16 protein-coding genes are annotated in these 18,895 nt (G+C 62.9%); 2 read left to right on the plus strand and 14 right to left on the minus strand.

The genetic code is table 11. From position 1 onward, the window contains the following. The first annotated feature begins 117 nt into the window (after positions 1-117). Complete coding sequence (locus tag VDP79_RS00005) at positions 118-1,098, plus strand: NAD(P)H-quinone oxidoreductase (protein ID WP_323016190.1); 981 nt, start codon at positions 118-120, stop codon at positions 1,096-1,098. 110 nt (positions 1,099-1,208) lie between these two features. Here VDP79_RS00005 and pnp read toward each other — a convergent pair whose 3' ends face one another. From pnp to VDP79_RS00040, 7 genes are all read right to left on the minus strand, one after another. Continuing rightward, positions 1,209-3,353 (minus strand): polyribonucleotide nucleotidyltransferase, encoded by a 2,145-nt coding sequence (gene pnp, locus VDP79_RS00010; protein WP_323016191.1) that lies wholly within the window; start codon positions 3,351-3,353, stop codon positions 1,209-1,211. A 154-nt stretch (positions 3,354-3,507) separates the two neighbouring features. Further along, the gene (gene rpsO, locus VDP79_RS00015; RefSeq protein ID WP_323016192.1) at positions 3,508-3,777 is read right to left on the minus strand and encodes a 30S ribosomal protein S15; all 270 of its coding nucleotides are present in this window, start codon (positions 3,775-3,777) and stop codon (positions 3,508-3,510) included. Between the two features lie 145 nt (positions 3,778-3,922). Then, positions 3,923-4,717, minus strand: a complete 795-nt coding sequence (pssA, locus tag VDP79_RS00020) for a CDP-diacylglycerol--serine O-phosphatidyltransferase (RefSeq protein ID WP_416233018.1) — start codon at positions 4,715-4,717, stop codon at positions 3,923-3,925. Beyond that, positions 4,698-5,378, minus strand: coding sequence for a phosphatidylserine decarboxylase (locus tag VDP79_RS00025; protein WP_323016194.1), 681 nt, complete (start codon positions 5,376-5,378; stop codon positions 4,698-4,700). Before VDP79_RS00025 ends, pssA begins: the two co-directional genes overlap by 20 nt. 100 nt (positions 5,379-5,478) lie before the next feature. Further along, entirely contained in the window at positions 5,479-6,495 is a 1,017-nt protein-coding gene (gene ilvC / locus VDP79_RS00030; protein WP_323016195.1) for a ketol-acid reductoisomerase, read from the minus strand. Positions 6,496-6,578: 83 nt separating this feature from the next. Further along, complete coding sequence (gene ilvN / locus VDP79_RS00035; RefSeq protein WP_323016196.1) at positions 6,579-7,070, minus strand: acetolactate synthase small subunit; 492 nt, start codon at positions 7,068-7,070, stop codon at positions 6,579-6,581. Between the two features lie 11 nt (positions 7,071-7,081). Next, positions 7,082-8,803, minus strand: a complete 1,722-nt coding sequence (locus tag VDP79_RS00040) for an acetolactate synthase 3 catalytic subunit (RefSeq protein WP_323016197.1) — start codon at positions 8,801-8,803, stop codon at positions 7,082-7,084. Positions 8,804-9,193: 390 nt separating this feature from the next. On the opposite strand from VDP79_RS00040, the gene VDP79_RS00045 reads away from it, so the two are divergent. Further along, positions 9,194-11,413 (plus strand): FUSC family protein, encoded by a 2,220-nt coding sequence (locus VDP79_RS00045; RefSeq protein WP_323016198.1) that lies wholly within the window; start codon positions 9,194-9,196, stop codon positions 11,411-11,413. 21 nt (positions 11,414-11,434) lie between these two features. Here the strand turns inward: VDP79_RS00045 and VDP79_RS00050 are convergent, their stop codons facing one another. The 7 genes from VDP79_RS00050 to VDP79_RS00080 form a co-directional block, all read right to left on the minus strand. After that, on the minus strand, positions 11,435-12,751 hold the full coding sequence (locus VDP79_RS00050) for a TRAP transporter large permease (RefSeq protein WP_323016199.1): 1,317 nt from the start codon (positions 12,749-12,751) through the stop codon (positions 11,435-11,437). Then, positions 12,748-13,236 (minus strand): TRAP transporter small permease, encoded by a 489-nt coding sequence (locus VDP79_RS00055; protein ID WP_323016200.1) that lies wholly within the window; start codon positions 13,234-13,236, stop codon positions 12,748-12,750. The genes VDP79_RS00050 and VDP79_RS00055 overlap by 4 nt, the downstream gene beginning before the upstream one ends. 66 nt (positions 13,237-13,302) lie before the next feature. Continuing rightward, on the minus strand, positions 13,303-14,301 hold the full coding sequence (dctP, locus tag VDP79_RS00060; RefSeq protein ID WP_323016201.1) for a TRAP transporter substrate-binding protein DctP: 999 nt from the start codon (positions 14,299-14,301) through the stop codon (positions 13,303-13,305). Between the two features lie 95 nt (positions 14,302-14,396). Further along, positions 14,397-15,938: a malonyl-CoA synthase gene (locus VDP79_RS00065; RefSeq protein WP_323016202.1), complete on the minus strand. Its 1,542-nt coding sequence runs from the start codon at positions 15,936-15,938 to the stop codon at positions 14,397-14,399. Further along, positions 15,935-16,741: an enoyl-CoA hydratase/isomerase family protein gene (locus tag VDP79_RS00070; RefSeq protein ID WP_323016203.1), complete on the minus strand. Its 807-nt coding sequence runs from the start codon at positions 16,739-16,741 to the stop codon at positions 15,935-15,937. Before VDP79_RS00070 ends, VDP79_RS00065 begins: the two co-directional genes overlap by 4 nt. Further along, a complete protein-coding gene (locus tag VDP79_RS00075; protein WP_416233019.1) occupies positions 16,732-18,069 on the minus strand; it encodes a malonyl-CoA decarboxylase domain-containing protein in 1,338 nt (445 codons plus the stop codon). Before VDP79_RS00075 ends, VDP79_RS00070 begins: the two co-directional genes overlap by 10 nt. Next, the gene (locus tag VDP79_RS00080; RefSeq protein ID WP_323016204.1) at positions 18,066-18,776 is read right to left on the minus strand and encodes a GntR family transcriptional regulator; all 711 of its coding nucleotides are present in this window, start codon (positions 18,774-18,776) and stop codon (positions 18,066-18,068) included. Before VDP79_RS00080 ends, VDP79_RS00075 begins: the two co-directional genes overlap by 4 nt. Positions 18,777-18,895 lie beyond the last annotated feature (119 nt).

Raw genomic sequence — 18,895 nt, forward strand, 5'->3', positions numbered from 1 at the left:
ATGGGTCGCCCCATCGCCGGTTTTCAAGACCGGTCCATTCAACCACTCTGGCACGCTTCCGGGATGAAGATCGCAAGTGTAGCGCATAATTCAGGATGACTATTCAGTGGAGCCCCCATGAAAGCCATCGAAATCACGACACCCGGCGGACCGGAAGTCCTGGAACTCGTGGATCGCCCTACCCCCGTCCCAGGCCCAGGCGAAGTCCTGATCGAAGTCAGCGCCGCCGGCATCAACCGGCCTGACGTCTTCCAGCGCCAAGGCAGCTACCCGCCCCCAGCCGGTGCATCCGATCTGCCCGGACTGGAAGTAGCCGGCCGGATCGTGGGCGGCGATGCGCAGTCGGGCGGATTCAAGGTCGGCGACGAAGTCTGCGCCCTGCTGGCGGGCGGCGGCTATGCCCAGTACTGCGTCGCGCCGGCTGCCCAATGCCTGCCGGTGCCCAAGGGCCTGTCCATGATCGAGGCCGCCGCCCTGCCCGAAACCTATTTCACGGTCTGGAGCAACGTCTTTGACCGAGGCCGGCTGTCAGCAGGTGAAACCCTGCTGGTGCATGGCGGCGCCAGCGGCATCGGCACGACGGCCATCGCACTGGCGCACGCCTTTGGCCATACCGTCTACGCCACGGCAGGCAGCAATGAACGCGTGCAGGCGATCGAGGCCCTGGGCTGCACGCACGGCATCAACTATCGCACTCAGGATTTCGTCGAAGAAATCCGCACCCTGACGAACGAACGCGGAGTGGACGTCATTCTGGACATGGTGGCGGGCGATTATCTGCCGCGCAACCTCAAAGCGCTGGCCGACGATGGCCGCCTGGTGATGATCGCTCAACTGGGCGGCGCTCATGGTTCGGTCAACTGCTGGCAGATCATGGCTCGCCGCCTGACCGTCACGGGGTCTACTTTGCGGGCTCGCCCGGTGGCGTTCAAGGCGGCGATTGCACAGGCCCTGCGCGAACGCGTCTGGCCGCTGCTAGAGGCCGGTACGATCCGCCCCATCATCCATGCCACTTTCCCCTTGGCCGAGGCATCCCGGGCGCACGCCATGATGGACGCCGGCGAACAGATCGGCAAGATCGTCCTGACGCTGGCCTGAGCGCCACACAGCGGCACGATTGCCGCCGACAAAAAAAGGCGCCCCGCGAAAGCGGGGCGCCTTTTTTCAAGCAGCGCCTGGGCGCCATCGCTGCCCAGGCCGGCTGGCGGTTATTCCGCCGCAGCCGGAGCGGCCGGACCGCCCTGCGCTTCGATGCCGCCAATAGCCTTCACCGACAGACGCAGACGACCACGGTCATCGGCTTCCAGGATCTTGACACGCACCGACTGGCCGACCTTCAGCACGTCGTTGATGTCGGCAATCCGGTAGTTGGCGATTTCGGAAATATGCAGCAACCCGTCGCGGCCCGGCAGCACCTGGACGATGGCGCCGAAGTCCAGCAGACGCTGCACCGTACCCTGGTATTCCTGGCCGATTTCGACGTCGGCGGTCAGTTCCTTGATGCGGCGTTCGGCTTCGTGCGCACGATCCAGGTCGGCGCTGGCGATGGTGATGGTGCCATCGTCGCCGATATCGATCTGGCAACCGGTTTCCTCGGTCAGCGCGCGGATGGTGGCGCCGCCCTTGCCGATGACGTCACGGATCTTTTCCGGATTGATCTTGACGCGCAGCATGCGCGGCGCGAAATCGGACAGTTCGGTGCGCGAACCGTCGATGGCGGCGCGCATCTTTTCCAGGATGTGCAGACGGCCTTCGCGAGCCTGGGCCAGAGCAACCTGCATGATTTCCTTGGTGATGCCCTGGATCTTGATGTCCATCTGCAGGGCGGTCACGCCGGCGACGGTACCCGTCACCTTGAAATCCATATCGCCCAGGTGATCTTCGTCACCCAGGATGTCGGTCAGGACGGCGAACTTGCCGCCTTCCTTGATCAGACCCATGGCCACGCCGGCCACGTGATCCTTGACCGGCACGCCGGCGTCCATCATGGACAGGCTGCCGCCGCAGACCGACGCCATGGACGAAGAACCATTCGATTCCGTGATTTCCGAGACCAGACGCAGGGTGTACTGGAATTCCTCGGCGCTAGGCAGCAGGGGCAGCAAGGCCCGCTTGGCCAGACGGCCGTGCCCGATTTCGCGGCGCTTGGGCACCCCGAAGCGGCCGGTTTCGCCGGTGGCGAACGGAGGCATGTTGTAGTGCAGCATGAAACGATCGCGGTATTCGCCCATGATCGAATCGATGATCTGTTCGTCCTGCTTGGTGCCCAGAGTCGTGACCACCAGCGCCTGGGTTTCACCCCGGGTGAACAGCGCCGAACCGTGCGCACGCGGCAGCACGCCCAGGCGGATGCTGATCGGGCGCACGGTGCGCGTATCGCGACCGTCGATGCGCGGCTCGCCATTCAGGACCTGGCCACGGACGATTTCCGATTCCAGGGCGAACAGCATATTTTCGACTTCGACGCTATCCGGCGCGGCATCGCCGCGGGCAGTCGCGTGTTCGGCCAGCTTGGCCCGGACGTCGGCGTACACCTGACGCAGCTGCGTCGTGCGTTCTTGCTTGTTGCGGACCTGATAGACCGCCTTCAAGGGTTCGAAAGCAGCGCTGCGCACGGCGGTCGCCAGGACCTCGTTGCGCGGGGCCGGATGCCAATCCCACTCGGGCTTGCCGGCCTCGGCCACCAGTTCGTGGATGGCGTTGATGCAGGCCTGCATTTGTTCATGACCGAACACCACGGCGCCCAGCATAATGTCTTCGGGCAATTGCTTGGCTTCGGATTCGACCATCAGCACAGCGGCTTCAGTGCCGGCCACGACCAGATCCAACTGGGACTGTTCGTGCAGCTGCGTGGTGCTGGGATTCAGGATGTATTCGCCGTCCACATAGCCGACGCGGGCGGCGCCCACCGGGCCATTGAAGGGAATGCCGGAGATGGCCAGCGCGGCAGACGCGCCAATCAGCGCCGGGATGTCCGGATCGATTTCAGGATTGACCGACAGGGTGTGGATGATGACCTGGACGTCGTTGTAGAAGCCTTCCGGAAACAGCGGACGCAACGGACGGTCGATCAGGCGCGACGTCAGGGTTTCTTTTTCGGAAGGCTTGCCTTCGCGTTTGAAGAAGCCGCCCGGGATCTTGCCGGCGGCATAGGTTTTTTCAACGTAATCGACGGTCAGCGGAAAGAAATCCTGGCCGGCCTTGGCCGTGCGGGCTGCCACGACAGTCGCCAGCACGACCGTGTCATCCACGGACACCAGCACGGCGCCGCCTGCCTGGCGGGCGATTTCGCCGGTTTCCAGGACGACGGTATGTTGACCGTACTGGAACGACTTGCTCACTTTATTGAACATTTTCTTATCCTATTAAAAGGGCCGTCTGCAGGCACGCGCCCACAACCCGCCGTAAGCGGAAACGATATCGGCGACCCATGACAAAAAGCCGCGCACACTGCGGACATGAAGGCAGCGTGCACGGCTCGCGCAAGGGGAACAAAGTCCCCGGGCATTATTTGCGCAGACCGAGTTTTTCGATCAGGGCGCGGTAGGAATCCGGGTTGCGACCTTTCAGATAGTCCAGCAGCTTGCGGCGACGGCTGACCATGCGCAGCAGACCGCGGCGCGAGTGATGGTCTTTCGTGTGGGCCTTGAAGTGGCCGGTCAGTTCATTGATCCGGGCGGTCAGCAAAGCGACCTGGACTTCGGGAGAACCCGTATCGCTGGAAGCGCGCTGGAATTGCGCAACGATGTCGGACTTGACGATATCAGCAACAGACATGCTATTTATAACCTCGAGAACAGGCGGCAGCACCGAGGCGCACTGCCGTGGGATGAAAAAAGCGCCACGCAAATCGCGGCGCAGGCAAAATTATAGCGGATTTGGAGCGCCCGCGCCGTCATGCGGCCCAGGCGCAGTCACGGAATCACAGATCGTCGGCATCCGCGTTGCGCATGCGCAGCCCCAGGCGCCGGGCGCGGCGCACCCGCCACACCCAGATCAGCCAACCCGACAGGCTATAGAGAACAAACAACGCGAACAGCACCACCGGGGGATCGCTGGAAACAAACACGAATACCGCCACCACCACCAGCATGACCCAGAACGGGACGCTACGCCCCAGGGCAAAGGACTTGCCGCTGAAAAACGGCGCGCTGGACACCATCGCCACCCCGGCATATACCGTCAGGACAAAAGCGGCCCAAGGAATCAGGCCATCGGACAACGACAGCTTATTGTCAACGGACAGCCAGACGAAACCAGCCACCAGGGCTGCCGCCGCGGGGCTGGGCAGGCCTTGGAAATATTGTTTGTCGACTTTGCCGATATTGGCATTGAAGCGCGCCAAGCGCAGGGCCGCGCCGACCACATAGACGAATGCAGCCAGCCACCCCCAGCGCCCCAGGCCTTGCAGCGACCATTCGTACATCACCAGCGCCGGCGCCATGCCAAAGGAAATCATATCGGCCAGGGAATCGTATTGTTCCCCGAAGGCCGACTGGGTATTGGTCAAGCGCGCCACCCGCCCATCCATGCTGTCAAAGACCATGGCCAGAAAGATCGCAATGGCGGCGACCTCGAAATTCTGGTTCATGGCCTGCACCACGGCATAAAAGCCGGCAAACAGGTTGGCAGTGGTAAACGCGTTGGGCAGCAGATAGATACTGCGGCGGCGCTGTCTTTCGTCAGGCATAGTGGATTCAGGCTGCGGATTCGTCATCGCGGGCGGGGACGGGGAGTTCGGCCAGCACGGTGCTGGTGGCCTTGACCTTGTCGCCGATGGCGACACGCGGCCGCGTCCCTGGGGGCAAGTATACGTCTACCCGAGAACCGAAGCGGATAAAGCCGTAACGCTGCCCCGCATACAAGGACTGCCCGGCCTGCGCATGACACAGGATGCGCTTGGCCACCAGCCCCGCCACCTGCACCGCCGTGACGGTCTGCCCGTCCGGCGTCTGCAGCACCATGGCATTGCGTTCATTTTCCAGCGATGCCTTGTCCAGCGCCGCGTTGAAGAACTTGCCCGGAAAGTATTCGATCGACTGCACGGCGCCATCGACCGGCGCCCGGTTCGAATGCACATTGAAGACATTCATGAAGACGCTGATCTTCAGCGCCGGGCGACCGCCAGCGTAGGGATCGACGGCGTCTTCCACGCACACGATACGGCCATCGGCCGGACACAGCACCAGGCCGTCCCCATCGGGCGCCTCGCGGGCGGGGTCGCGAAAGAATTGCAGCGCAAACAGCGCAAAGATCCAGAACGGGATAGAGACCCATGGCGACCAGGCGCTGACCAGCAGCGCCACAAGCACGGCGCCGATCAGAATGCCCCAGCCCTCGCGGGCGATCACTGGGTGAGGATATGCAGGGATTTTCATAGTAGGCGCAAGAGTAACCCAAAAGGGGAGATGCCCGGCGGCAAACGATAGAAAACGGGCGCTCCGACAGAGCGCCCGATCATTCACAGCATGGGAAGCATCAGTTCTTGGACTGGTCCACCAGCTTGTTGGCCGTGATCCAGGGCATCATGGCGCGCAGCTTGCCGCCGACCTGTTCGATCTGGGATTCGGCATTGATGCGACGACGGGACGTCAGTTCCGGGGCGCCGGCAGCGTTTTCCAGGATGAAGTTTTTGGCATAGACGCCGGACTGAATGTCAGCCAGGCACTGACGCATGGCGGCACGGGTTTGGTCGGTCACCACGCGCGGGCCGGTGACATATTCGCCGTATTCCGCGTTGTTGGAGATCGAGTAGTTCATGTTGGCGATGCCGCCTTCATAGATCAGATCCACGATCAGCTTCAGTTCGTGCAGGCACTCGAAATACGCCATTTCCGGCGCGTAGCCAGCATCAACCAGGGTCTCGAAGCCCGCCTTGATCAATTCAACGGTACCGCCGCACAGCACGGCCTGTTCGCCGAACAAGTCGGTTTCGGTTTCTTCGCGGAAGTTGGTTTCGATGATGCCGGCACGCCCGCCGCCGTTGCCCATGGCATAGGACAGGGCCAGGTCGCGCGCCTTGCCGGATACGTCCTGGTGCACGGCGATCAGGTGCGGCACGCCGCCGCCCTGGGTGTAGGTGTTGCGCACGGTGTGGCCGGGCGCCTTGGGGGCGATCATGATGACGTCGATGTCGGCGCGCGGCACGACCTGGCCGTAATGCACGTTGAAGCCGTGGGCAAACGCCAGTGCGGCGCCCGGCTTCAGATTGGCGGCGATGTCGTTGCGATAGACGGCGGCGATGTTTTCGTCGGGCAGCAGCATCATGACGACGTCGGCGCCCTTGACGGCTTCAGCGACTTCCTTGACGGTCAGACCGGCGTTTTCCGCCTTTTTCCAGGACGCGCCGCCTTTGCGCAGACCCACGGTGACGTTCACGCCGGAATCATGCAGGTTCTGGGCGTGCGCGTGGCCCTGGGAACCGTAACCGATGATGGCAACCTGCTTGCCTTTGATCAGGGACAGGTCGCAGTCTTTGTCGTAGAAAACTTTCATGTTGGAAACTCCAATGTCTTTAATTCTGAAATGAGAGGTTAGGTACAACCGGGCGCCCCGCTATGAGGCGGAGCCCACGAGACTTACAACTTCAGGACGCGTTCGCCGCGACCTATTCCGGATACGCCGGTACGGACGGTTTCCAGGATGGCGCTACGGTCCAGCGCACCGATGAAGGCGGCGATCTTGTCCTGCACGCCGGTCAGTTCGATGGTGTAGGTCTTGTCGGTGACATCGATGATGCGGCCGCGGAAAATTTCCGCCATGCGCTTCATTTCGTCGCGTTCCTTGCCGACGGCGCGCACCTTGATCAGCATCAGCTCCCGTTCGACGTGCGGGCCTTCGGACAGGTCCACGACCTTGACCACGTCCACCAGACGGTTCAGATGCTTGGTGATCTGCTCGATAATTTCATCGGAGCCGATCGTCACGATGGTCATGCGCGACAGCGTGGCGTCCTCGGTGGGGGCCACGGTCAGGGTTTCGATGTTGTAGCCGCGCGCCGAAAACAGCCCCACCACCCGCGACAGAGCGCCGGGTTCGTTTTCCAGCAAAACGGAAATCACGTGTTTCATGGTTTATCCCCTCACAGATCCTCGGCGCCCAACAACATTTCCGTCAGCCCACGGCCAGCCTTGACCATGGGCCAGACGTTCTCGGTCTGATCCGTGATGAAATCCATGAAAACCAGGCGGTCCTTGTATTTGGTGAAGGCCTCGCGCAACGCCGGCTCGACGTCGGCCGGCTTGTCGATGCGCATGCCGACGTGGCCGTAGCTTTCGACCAGTTTGACGAAATCCGGCAAGGCATCCACATAGGATTCGGAATAGCGCGAGCCGTATTCGATCTGCTGCCACTGACGCACCATGCCCAGATAGCGATTATTCAGGCACAGGACCTTCGGCGTCAGACGATACTGATTGCAGGTGGACAGTTCCTGGATGTTCATCTGGATGGACCCTTCGCCGGTGATCACGGCGACGTCGCGGTCCGGGTTGGCCATCTGCACGCCCATGGCGAACGGCAGGCCGACGCCCATGGTGCCCAGGCCACCGGAATTGATCCAGCGGCGGGGTTCCGGGAAAGGATAGTACTGGGCCGCCCACATCTGGTGCTGCCCCACGTCGGACGTGACAAAAGCCTGACCACGCGTGACTTCCCACAGTTTCTGCACCACGTACTGGGGCTTGATCACTGTGTCGGAGTTTTCATAGTCCAGACATTTGCGTGCGCGCCAGGTTTCGATCTGCTTCCACCAGGCATCCAGGCGGCTTTCAGGCACGCTTTGTTCAGCCAGCGACTGCGCGTACAGGCCGAGCATATCCTGCAGCACGTCGCGCACGTCGCCCACGATAGGCACGTCCACCCGCACCCGCTTGGAAATCGACGAAGGGTCGATATCCACGTGGATGATCTTGTGGGCGACCTGGGCAAAGTGTTTGGGATTGCCGATCACGCGGTCATCGAAACGGGCGCCGATGGCCAGCAGCACATCGCAATTCTGCATGGACATATTGGCTTCGTAGGTGCCGTGCATGCCGGGCATGCCCACGAATTTCTCGTCTGTGCCCGGCAAAGCCCCCAACCCCATCAGGGTGGTGGTGCACGGCGCCCCGGTCATGCGCACCAATTTACGCAACTCATCGGCAGCGTTGGCCAGCACGACCCCGCCGCCTGCATAGATCATGGGGCGCTCGGCGGCCAGCAGCATCTGCACGGCCTTTTTGATCTGGCCTTGATGGCCTTTCGTGACCGGCGCATAGGACCGCAGCTGGGTCGGACCGCGCTTGGGCGAGTATTTGCAGGTCGCCACGGACACGTCTTTGGGGATGTCCACCAGCACCGGGCCGGGGCGGCCGGAGCGCGCAATATAGAAGGCGCGGCGCATGGTTTCCGCCAGATCCTTGACATCGCGCACCAGGAAGTTGTGCTTGACGCAGGGCCGCGTGATGCCCACGGTGTCGCATTCCTGGAAAGCATCCTGGCCGATGGCGTGCGTCGGCACCTGGCCGCTGACGATGACCATGGGGATCGAGTCCATGTAGGCCGTGGCGATGCCGGTCACGGCATTGGTCACGCCCGGACCGCTGGTCACCAGGCACACGCCGGTTTTGTCCGAGGATCGGGAATAAGCATCCGCCGCGTGAACCGCAGCCTGCTCGTGTCGCACGAGAACGTGCTGGAATTTGTCTTGCTTGTAGATCGCGTCGTAGATGTAGAGGACGGCACCGCCTGGGTAGCCAAACACGTGGTCTACGCCTTCCTCGATCAGACAACGCACGACGATGTCGGCGCCATTGAGTTCCATAATGGATTCCTTTCGTAACCTGCGTCATGCACCAAGCGGCCTATCGGCAGCCCGGGCCAGTCCTGGAGATCCGCAACATAATCCGACGCTGGGCGATTCACGGAACCGCTTTGCCCGGATACATCGGGGGACCAGTCTGCACCCCTTGGCACAAGACACTCGCGCCATCTGGCGCAGTGTGGTGGAAATGGACGCCCCGGACCACGCTTGTGACGCATCCTGGGACATAAAAACGGCAGACGAAAAAAACCGGGTGTGTGACCCGGCGGTTCGCCACATCAGCCAGCCCCGATGCGGGATGGCAGAAGAGCTAATTTACCGCGTTGCAACATAGGCTGCAAGCTATACTGCCTTCACCGCCATCCGCATGGCTTTTCGGATCCCGGCTGCATGCCCGCACCCACGCCACAACTGCAGCGATTCTTCTACAGCCATCACTTCTTCGGCGGCCTGCGGCAGGCCACGGGGGTGCTGCTGCCCGCTCTGGTGCTGTCAGGCCTGTTCGGCTGGGTCGCTGGCGGTTTTGTGGCGGCGGTGGGCGCGGCCTGCGTCGCCATCCTGGACCAGCCCGGCGGCCCTCGCCGCTACGGCATCAACGGCATGTTCGCCGCCCTGTGCCTGGGCTCGGCGACCACGGCCATCACAGGCCTGGCCGCCGGCAACGCCCTGGCGATCTGGCTGGTGGTGCCGGCGCTGTGCTTCGCTTTTTCCATGCTGACGGTCTACGGCAAGCACGGCGGCCTGCTGGGCTTTGCCTGCCTGCTGATCATGACGTTGACGCTGCGCACACCGCTGACGCAGGCCGACGTGCTGCAGCACACCTTGATTTCATTCCTGGGCGGGACCTTTTATCTGCTCTACAGCGCCCTCGTCCACAGGATGATGTGGCATCGTGAAGAACAGCAGGCCTTATCGGTCGCCCTGTTCGCCACGGCCGATTACATCGCCACCCGCGCCCGTTTTTACGACATCCACCTGGACCTGGGTGAAAACTACCGCCAGTTGATCCGCCGCCAAGCTGCCATGACCGAGGCCCACCAAGCGGCCCGCGACATGGTCCTGCGCGAACTGCCGCGCGGCACGCGATCCCGCGCAGACCGCCAGCGCCAAGGGCTGCTGAACCTGTTCGTGGACATGATCGGCCTGCTCGACAGCATGGTGGCGACGCCGACCGACTACGCTACGCTGCGCGAGGCGCTGCCTGACAGTGACGTGCTGCTGTTCGTGCGCGACGCCATGCACAAACTGGCCGCCAACGTCTCCGGCCTGGCCCTGAACGTCGCCCGCAACCGCCACACCCGGGTGCGCAACAGCGCCAAGGCGGAACTGCGCGCCCTGGAATTCGAGCTGCAGCAGCTGCGCGAACAAGGCATGCCCCAGCGCAACCCGGAACTCTACGCCCTGCTGGTCCAGGTGCTGCGGCGTGTGCGCAACATGACGCGCCAGGTCGACCGCATGGCGGATCACTCGGTCAACCCGCTGCCGCAGCACTCCGATCTGTCCAAGGCCAACCGGTCCCTGAACCGCTTCCTGACCCGCCAGAAATGGCGCCTGGAACTCTTGACCGACAATCTGCACGGCCAATCCGCCCACTTCCGCTACGCCGTGCGGGTCGCCATCGCCGCCCTGCTATCCATGGCCGTCGGCACGGGGCTGGCCTATGCGCCGATGGTCCGTACGCTGGACCCCGGCATGGCTGGCCACAGCTACTGGATCATTCTGACGGTGCTGATCATCATGAAGCCCGGCTTTGCCCTGACCCGCCAGCGCAACGGCTGGCGCCTGACGGGCACGTTGATCGGCTGCGGCCTGGCGCTGCTGCTGTTCTATCTAGGGCTGGACCCCACACTGTATCTGTTGATCCTGGCGGTCTGCAGCGTGCTGGGCTATAGCCTGATCCAGGTGAACTACACCTTGTCGGCGGTGTTCAACACGCTGTTCGTGCTGCTGGTCTTTCACTTCCTGGTGCCCGGATCCAATACCGTGGTCGGCGAACGCCTGGCGGACACGCTGATCGGCTGCGTCCTGGCGCTCGGCTGCAGCTACATCCTGCCCTCCTGGGAACGCAACACCCTGGACGCTCTGGCGCACACCCTGCGCACGGCCAACCAGGCATTCCTGTGCAGCGGGCTGGATTTCGTGCGTGCTGCACGGCTGACGCGGCAAGCGGACCCAGCCGCCGCTACGGACCCGCAAGAAGCCGAAACCCAATGGAAACTATGCCGCAAGAACGTGCACATCGCGTTCAGCAATTTTACTGCTGCGTTCTACCGCATGATGGACGAACCTGCCCGCCGCCAGCGCCGCGTGCCGGTCTACAACCGCCTGATGATTCACCATCACACCTTGGCCTCGCAGATCGCCGCCGTGATTCCCCAGTTGGCCTTGCTGGACGCAGAACCCGATGGCATTCGCCAGGCGCTGGCGGCGACGGATGATTTTCTGGCGGGCCGCCCGGCGGACCCGCCCAAGGTGATCGAGACGGACGGCGATCACGCCGCGCTGGCCTATCCCCTGCGGCAGATGGTGCTGGCCGCCCGGCAGGTCCGGGACAATATGCAGGCCCTGGAGCAAACCGGGACCGCGCGCACCCCTGACCTGCCGGAATAGCCGCAGGCCGCCGCAGCGGGTTCAGATGGCCGCCCCCATGATCAGATCGGGCAGCCAGGTGACCGCCTGCGGGAAGATACATAGCAGCACGATCGCGCCCATCATCACCAGCACATAGGGCACAGCCCCCATCAGGATCTCGCGTGTCGGGACATCGGGCGCGATGGCGTTCAGCACGAACAGGTTCAGGCCTACCGGCGGCGTGATCAGGCCGATTTCCATATTGACGGTCAGGATGACGGCAAACCAATAGGGATCGAACCCCGCCTGGACAATGATGGGCAGCAGCAGCGGCGCCGCCATGACGATGATGGCGACCGGCGGCAGAAACATGCCGGCCACCAGCAGGAACACATTGATCAGCCCCATCAGCAACCAGCGATTGATCTCCAGCGACGCAATGGCGGCCGCCAGCGACTGCGTGATGAACAGTGACGACAAGGCGAAGGCGAACAATTCTGCCGAGGCCATGATCATCATGATCATGACGCTTTCACGCATAGCCGAACCGAACACGCCGGTATACGTGCGCATCCGGAACAGGCGATACACCACGGCCACTACAACCAGCGTCAGCAAGGCGCCGGCGCCGGCGGCTTCCGAAGGCGTCGCCACCCCGCCGTACAGTACGAACAGCATGCCCAGAATAATGACCAGCAGCGGCAGCACACGCGGCAGCGATTCCAGTTTGTCGCGCCAGGAATAATGTCCGCCGTTCGCCCCGAAACGAAAGCCCTTGCGCCGCGCATCGAACAGCGCCCACGCCATGAACAGCGCCGTCAACAGCAAACCGGGCATGACGCCAGCCAGAAACAGCCGCCCGATCGACGTCTGGGTCGAAATGCCGTAGACAATCATCGTCACCGATGGCGGAATCAAAATCCCCAGCGTACCCCCCGCCGCAATCGATCCGGTGGCCACGGATGCCGGGTAGCCCCGCCCCAGCATTTCGGGAATCCCCATTTTCCCGATGGCGGCGCAGGTCGCGGGGCTGGACCCCGTCATGCCGGAAAAGATGGCGCACGCCCCGATATTGGACAGGATCAATCCCCCCGGGACCTTGTACAGCCAACGATCCAGGGCTTTATACAGATCCCCTCCCGCCGGCGTTCCCGCCACGATTGCGCCCATCAGGACGAACATGGGAATCGCCACGTAACCCAGATTGGCGATGCCGGCGAACATGGTTTCAGCCAGCACATAGATCACGTCCGGCCCCATATCCAGGAACAGGCTGGTCACGGCCGCCAGCCCCAGAGCGAATGCGATCGGCATCCCTGTGGCCAGCATCAGGCATAAGCCCACAATGATGCTGATTCCTGCCAGCGTCGGCGTCATGATGGCTCTCCCTTCAGTTTGATGATTTCCGCGACATACTGCAGGCACAACAAGCCGAAACCGAAGACAACCGGCGACAGCGGCATCCACAACGGCACGGCGGCGACGCTGGGTGTCGTCCAGCCGCCTTCCAGGGCTTCAAACAGATGCAGGCCCGTTGCGACCGTCATCACGCTGCAAAACACCAGCCCCAACCAGGCGCCCACCCGATCCATCCAACGGCGTGTTTGCGGCCGCACCAATAGCTGGATGAAATCCACGCCCACATGGCCCTTGGTCATCAGCACATAGGGGGCGCCTAGAAAAATCGCCGCTGTCGCCCCGAACACGACGGCTTCGGTCTGCCAGATCGTGGCCGCCCGAAAGACATAGCGCATCAGAATCATCTGGCACACGACCAGCATGGCGAAGATCAGCAGCAGCACGGATGCCACGCCGCAGGCCCGCGACAGGGCCTCGATCCAACGTATGAAAATTCGACTCATGCGACCTCCCGGCGTCGCTTCAGCTGCAGAGCCGGCGCCGAATCGTACCCGGCGCCGGCCACCCCTTTACTGAACAGCCAGCGCCTTTTTCAACAAGACGTCGCCGCCAGGCACCTTTTCAGCGAACTGCCGGTACGATGAATGCTTGGCGATGTTCATCCAGGCCTGATAGTCATCAGGCGTCATCGTCACGACTTCCACCCCCGCCTTGGTGTAGATGTCGCGCATTTTCTGTTCACCGCTTTTGGCTTCCGCCGTGAAGTAGTCTTCCGCCTTCTGGGCGGCGGCCAGAATCGCCTCGCGCTGCTTGGGTTCCAGATTGTCGAAGACCTTCTTGGACATCAGCACCGGCTCGTACATGAACCACAGGGCGTTATCACCCGGCGCAGTCAGGCACTTGGCCTGTTCGTACAGCCGATACGAGACGAAGCTGTCGTTGGAGGTATTGGCGGCATCCAGCACACCCGTCTGCATGGCCGAATACACCTCGGAAGAAGGCATCGAGGAAATCGACGCCCCGGCGGCAGCCAGCATCTGCTCGAAGGCCGGACCCGCCGCCCGAATCACCTGCCCCTTGATCGTGTCTGGGCTGGTGATGCAGTTTTTCTTGGAGGCAAACCCACCCGCCAGCCAGGCATCGGCAATCACCACGGCGCCCTGCTTTTCGACCAGCGCCTTGATGTCCTTCATGAAGTTGGACTGGTTCAAGCGCTGCGCATGATCATAATTGCGCACCAGGCCCGGCATCAGCGTGGCCGAGAACTGCGGCACCCGGCCCGAGGCATAGTCCAGCGGAAAAGCCGCCATATCCAGCTGGCCGCGCGTCAGTGCGCCCCACTGTTCGGTCGCCTTGTACAAGGAAGAGGCGGGAAAGACCTGGATCTTCAATCCCACATTGGCGGCTTCGACCTCGCGAGCGATGATCTGCACCATTTCATCCCGCGGGTCTCCCTGCCCTCCCGGGAATTGGTGAGAGGCGCGCAATGTGGTTTCGGCCAGAGCGGTTCCTGAACCTGCCGCCAGTGCCAGCCCCAGCGCGGCGCAAAGTATGTGTCGCTTCATCATGATCTTGTCTCCTGATGACTAATTGTCGTTATGTATCTTGCCGTCCTCTGTCGGGCGCGGCTTTCGTCATGCGCGGCTGCGTGTCCTCCTTCTCGTCAATGCAGGCTCGCGTACTGCTGCCGCAGCACGTTTTTCTGAACCTTCCCCATGGTGTTGCGCGGCAGCGCATCAGCCACATGAATCTGTTTGGGTACTTTGAAATTCGCCAGGCCGATCTTCAGCTCGGCCAGCATGGCGTCCGTATCGACCGCCGCCCCTGCCCTGGGGACGACGACGGCCACGACGGCCTCGCCGAAATCGGCATGTGGAATACCGATCACGGCGGATTCCTGAACGCCGGGCATGGTGTCGATGACCATCTCGATTTCCTTGGGGTAGACGTTGTACCCCCCTGTAATGATCAGATCCTTGCTGCGGCCGACGATGCTCAGATAGTCGTCGGGAATTCCCGTGCCGCCCAGCACACCGATGTCGCCGGTGCGAAACCAGCCATCCGAGGTGAATTCCTGGCGGGTCTTTTCCGGCATTCGCCAATAGCCCGCGAATACGTTGGGGCCGCGCACCTGCACATGCCCCGGTTCGCCCACGGCCAAGGACTGATCATCATCATCGACCACCCGCACCGTGATCCCCGGCAGGGCCGGCCCGACCGTCCCCGGCAGACGTTCGCCGCGCGCCGGATCATAAGGATTGGACGTGATCATGCCGGTCTCGCTCATGCCATAGCGTTCCAGGATGGGGATGCCGCTGCGCGCCTGGAACTCACGGAAGGTATCGACCAGCAAGGGCGCAGACCCCGAGATGAAGAGCCGCATATTGCGGCAGGCGGCGCGGTCGAACCGCGCATCGGCCAGCAAACGCACGTAATACGTCGGCACTCCCATCATCAGAGTGCAGCGCGGCAGATAATGCAGGGCCTGATCAACGTCCAGCTTGGGCAGCCAGATCATGCGCGCGCCCGCCAGCAACGCGCCGTGGGAGGCGACAAACAGGCCATGCACGTGGAAGATCGGCAGCATGTGCAGCAAGACATCATCGGCCTGCCAGCCCCAATAGGTTTTCAGCGTCATGGCATTGGATGCCAGATTCGCGTGGGTCAGCATGGCCCCTTTGCTGCGGCCCGTCGTGCCCGAGGTATACAGGATCGCGGCCAGATCATCGGGGGCATTGTGCACCGTATCGAATGCGGGATCCTGCCCAGCGGCTGCTTGCACCAGGCTGCCCTGGCCGTCGGCATTCAGGGTGAACACCCGAACAGCCCCTTTGCTGTGCGCCAGCGGTTCGCACCAGCTGCGGGCGCCGTCCGAACAGACGACCACGACCGGCTCGGCGTCCTCCAGGAAATAGGCGACTTCGGCCTCGTGGTAGGCGGTATTGAGCGGCAGGTAGACCAGACCCGCCCGCAAGGTGGCCAGATAGAGCATCAGGGCTTCCGGCGACTTGTCCACCTGAACCGCCACGCGCGCACCCGCCGGCACGTCCAGCGAACGCAGCAGATTGGCCATCCGGCCGCTCAGGGCATCGATATCCTGCCAACTATAGGTGCGTTCCGGCGCTTCGATCGCCACCGTCTGACGATCCGCCGGGAAGCCCGACTGCAGAATCACATAAAGATTGGCATTGGATGTCAATTTCATTCTCCTTTGAAAACCGGGGGGCGCCTGTCCAGGAAAGCCTGCACCCCCTCGCTGTGATCGGGCCCGGATGCGTAGCTGAAGCATGCCTGCCATTCCGCCTCTGTCAGAGGCGGGCCGCCGGCGCTCAGCCGGGTCGCCATGCGCTTGTTCAAGCGCGCCGCCTGTGGCGCACCCGCACTCAGGCGGGCCACCGTGGCGGCCTGTTCGGCATCCAGATCGGCGGCCTCGACGACGCGCGTCAACAGGCCCTTGGACCAGGCTTCCGCGGCATCAAACACCCGCCCTTCCAAGAGAATTTCCAGAGTGACGGCCCGGCCTGCCAGCGCCAGCAAGCCGCGCATTTCATCGGGCGCCATGGGAAAACCCAAGCGGTTTATCGGCGCGCCAAACCGCGCATCATGCGCCGCCAGGCGCAAATCGCACACACTGGCGATTTCCAGCCCGCCGCCGACGCAGACCCCTTCGATGACGGCCAGTACGGGGTGGGGACATTGGGCGATCGCCTGCAGGGCCGGGGCGATGGTGCGGCGGTGATAGGCCTGCACCTGATCAGGACGGGAGCGTTCCCGGGGAAATTCCCGGATGTCCGCCCCCGCCGCAAAATGCCCGCCGACCCCTCGGACGACGACACAGCGCAATGCAGTATCCGCCGACAAGGCGGTGAACGCCTGCGCCAGCTCGCGCCACATGGAGACGGTGATGGCGTTCATCCGCCCCGGATGGTCCATCCACACCGTCGCGGCCGATGCCGCACGCTGCACGCGAATGCAGCCCGCAACCCTGTCATTCTGCGCTATAGCCATTGCACCCCCCGCGACACCCGGGGCTTGCCTGCCGCCAGACGGGCCCGATTCTCATCCAATTGATCGGGCTCGTACAGGTAATTCACCATCAGGCCGCAGGATTGCTCCAGCCCCTTGGCCGAGCGGTCAGCCGACCAGTTCAGCCGCTCGATCCGCGCGCCATTGCCCAGATGGAAACGGGCCACCGGATCCACCGGGTCCTCGCCGCGCAGTTGCTGCAGGTAATGCGCTGCCAGCCTCAGACCCGTCCGGCGCACGGATTCCGCGCCAGCCCCGGGCGTTGCGGCGCGCAAGCGATCGACCCATCGGGCGCCGGCCTCCGGGTCCTGGGCAGCCGTCTGCCGCTCGGTCTTGTCGGCCAGATATTCCTGGATCTCGGCGCCGCTGCGCTTGCCCAGCCAGTCGGCAAACCCCGGCATGGGCGACAAGGTGGCAAACGATTTGAGTTTCGGCAGTTCGGACAGCAATTCCTCGATCACGCGTTTGAGCAGGAAATTGCCGAAACTGATCCCGCGCAAACCTCTTTGGGTATTGGAAATGGAATAGAAGATCGCCCAGCGGGCCTTGCCCAGATCCGCCAGCGGACGGCCCGGGTCGATCAACACCTGCACGTCGGCAGCCATCTGCTCGGTCAAGGCCACTTCGACGAAAATCAGCGGCACATTGCTCATCCGCGGGTGGAAAAAGGCATAACAACGGCGGTCGGCGGCCACCCGGCGGCGCATATCGTCCCAGGAACGGATTTCATGCACGGCTTCATACTGGATCAGTTTTTCCAGCAGAGAGGCTGGCGAATCCCAATTGATGTGGTGCAGTTCCAGCATGCCCACATCGAACCAGTTCGACAACAACACCGCCAGGGCCTGTTCCAACGCCGACAAGCCCGCCACCTGATTGCGCCAGCGCAGCATGTCCGCCCGCAGTTCTACCATCAGGGCCAGCTGATCGCTTTCGGCATACAGGCGGCGAAACAGCCGGCTGCTGAGGTCAGCATGCGATTCCAGACCGATGCCGGCATGCACCAGGCCTGCCAGCAGGCTGCGGCGTTCATCCGCATCAGCCGCCAGATAGCGCTCCGCCCACTGCCGCGCCAGACGGTTCGCTGCGCTGTCGGTCAGCGTCGCTTCGTAGAGCGCCCTCAGGGCGGCGGGATCCGGCAGGTGATCCCGATCCAGCCAGCGATTCAAACGCTCCAGCAAGCCGGCTGATCGGGGAGAAGCCTCGGGCATGACCGGTTGGGCGGCAGCATCCGCCGCGACGGCGGCGCGGCCCGAGTCCGCATCCGGATTGGGCTGGCCCGCGCCGACCCCAGGATTCGATCCAGTCATGACGACTCTCCCGACAGGACGGGGTCGGGCGCCGAGCGATCCGACGGCGCAGGCTCCTGCCGCGCCAGCGCCTGCAGGGCATCGAGCTGGCGCATCAAATGCTTGCGTGTGACGGCGTCTGCGCCTTCCGGGTCCCGAGCCTTCAGCGCGGCAAAAATCGCCAGATGTTCCGCGCAAGACTCACGCACGCGGCCCGGATAGCTGAGGCTGCGATGGCGCGACAGGCTGAGCACCTGACGCAGATTATCGATCAGATCCGACAGCCAGGGATTGTCCGCCAAGGTCTGGATAGCTTCGTGGATGCGGGCATTGGCCGTGTAATAGTCGTCGATGGAACCCAGTTCGGCGAAATGCTGCAGATCGCGATGCAAAATTTCCAGGCGCTGCAGATCGGCCTGCGTGACCTTGCTGGCGGCTTCGTAGGCGCAGCGCCCTTCCAGCAACGCCATCAAGGGAAAAATATTTTCCAGATCGCGGGCCGACAGTTCATTGACGAAACATCCCCGGCGCGGCTCCAGGCGCAGCAGGCCTTCGGCTACCAGCACTTTCAGGGCTTCCCGCAAGGGCGTGCGGGAAATGCCCAGCTCATCCGTCAGACGGACCTCGTCAATCCAGGCGCCAGCCTGCAGCTCTCCGGCCTGGATCATGCCTCTCAGGCGATCCGCTACTTCCTGGTAAAGAATCTTCTGGACAATTCTGGCCGCCATCGGGGTCTCCCGTGCAGATTCTGGAAATTAATAATTCATAATTATGGCCAGCATAAGCACTGCGGAGTCCATCAACAACCTAGGTTATCCCTGATACGCTCAGGCGGGCAGGAAAGCGA

The organism is Castellaniella sp., from assembly GCF_034675905.1.
In the GTDB taxonomy this organism is placed as follows: domain Bacteria; phylum Pseudomonadota; class Gammaproteobacteria; order Burkholderiales; family Burkholderiaceae_B; genus Castellaniella.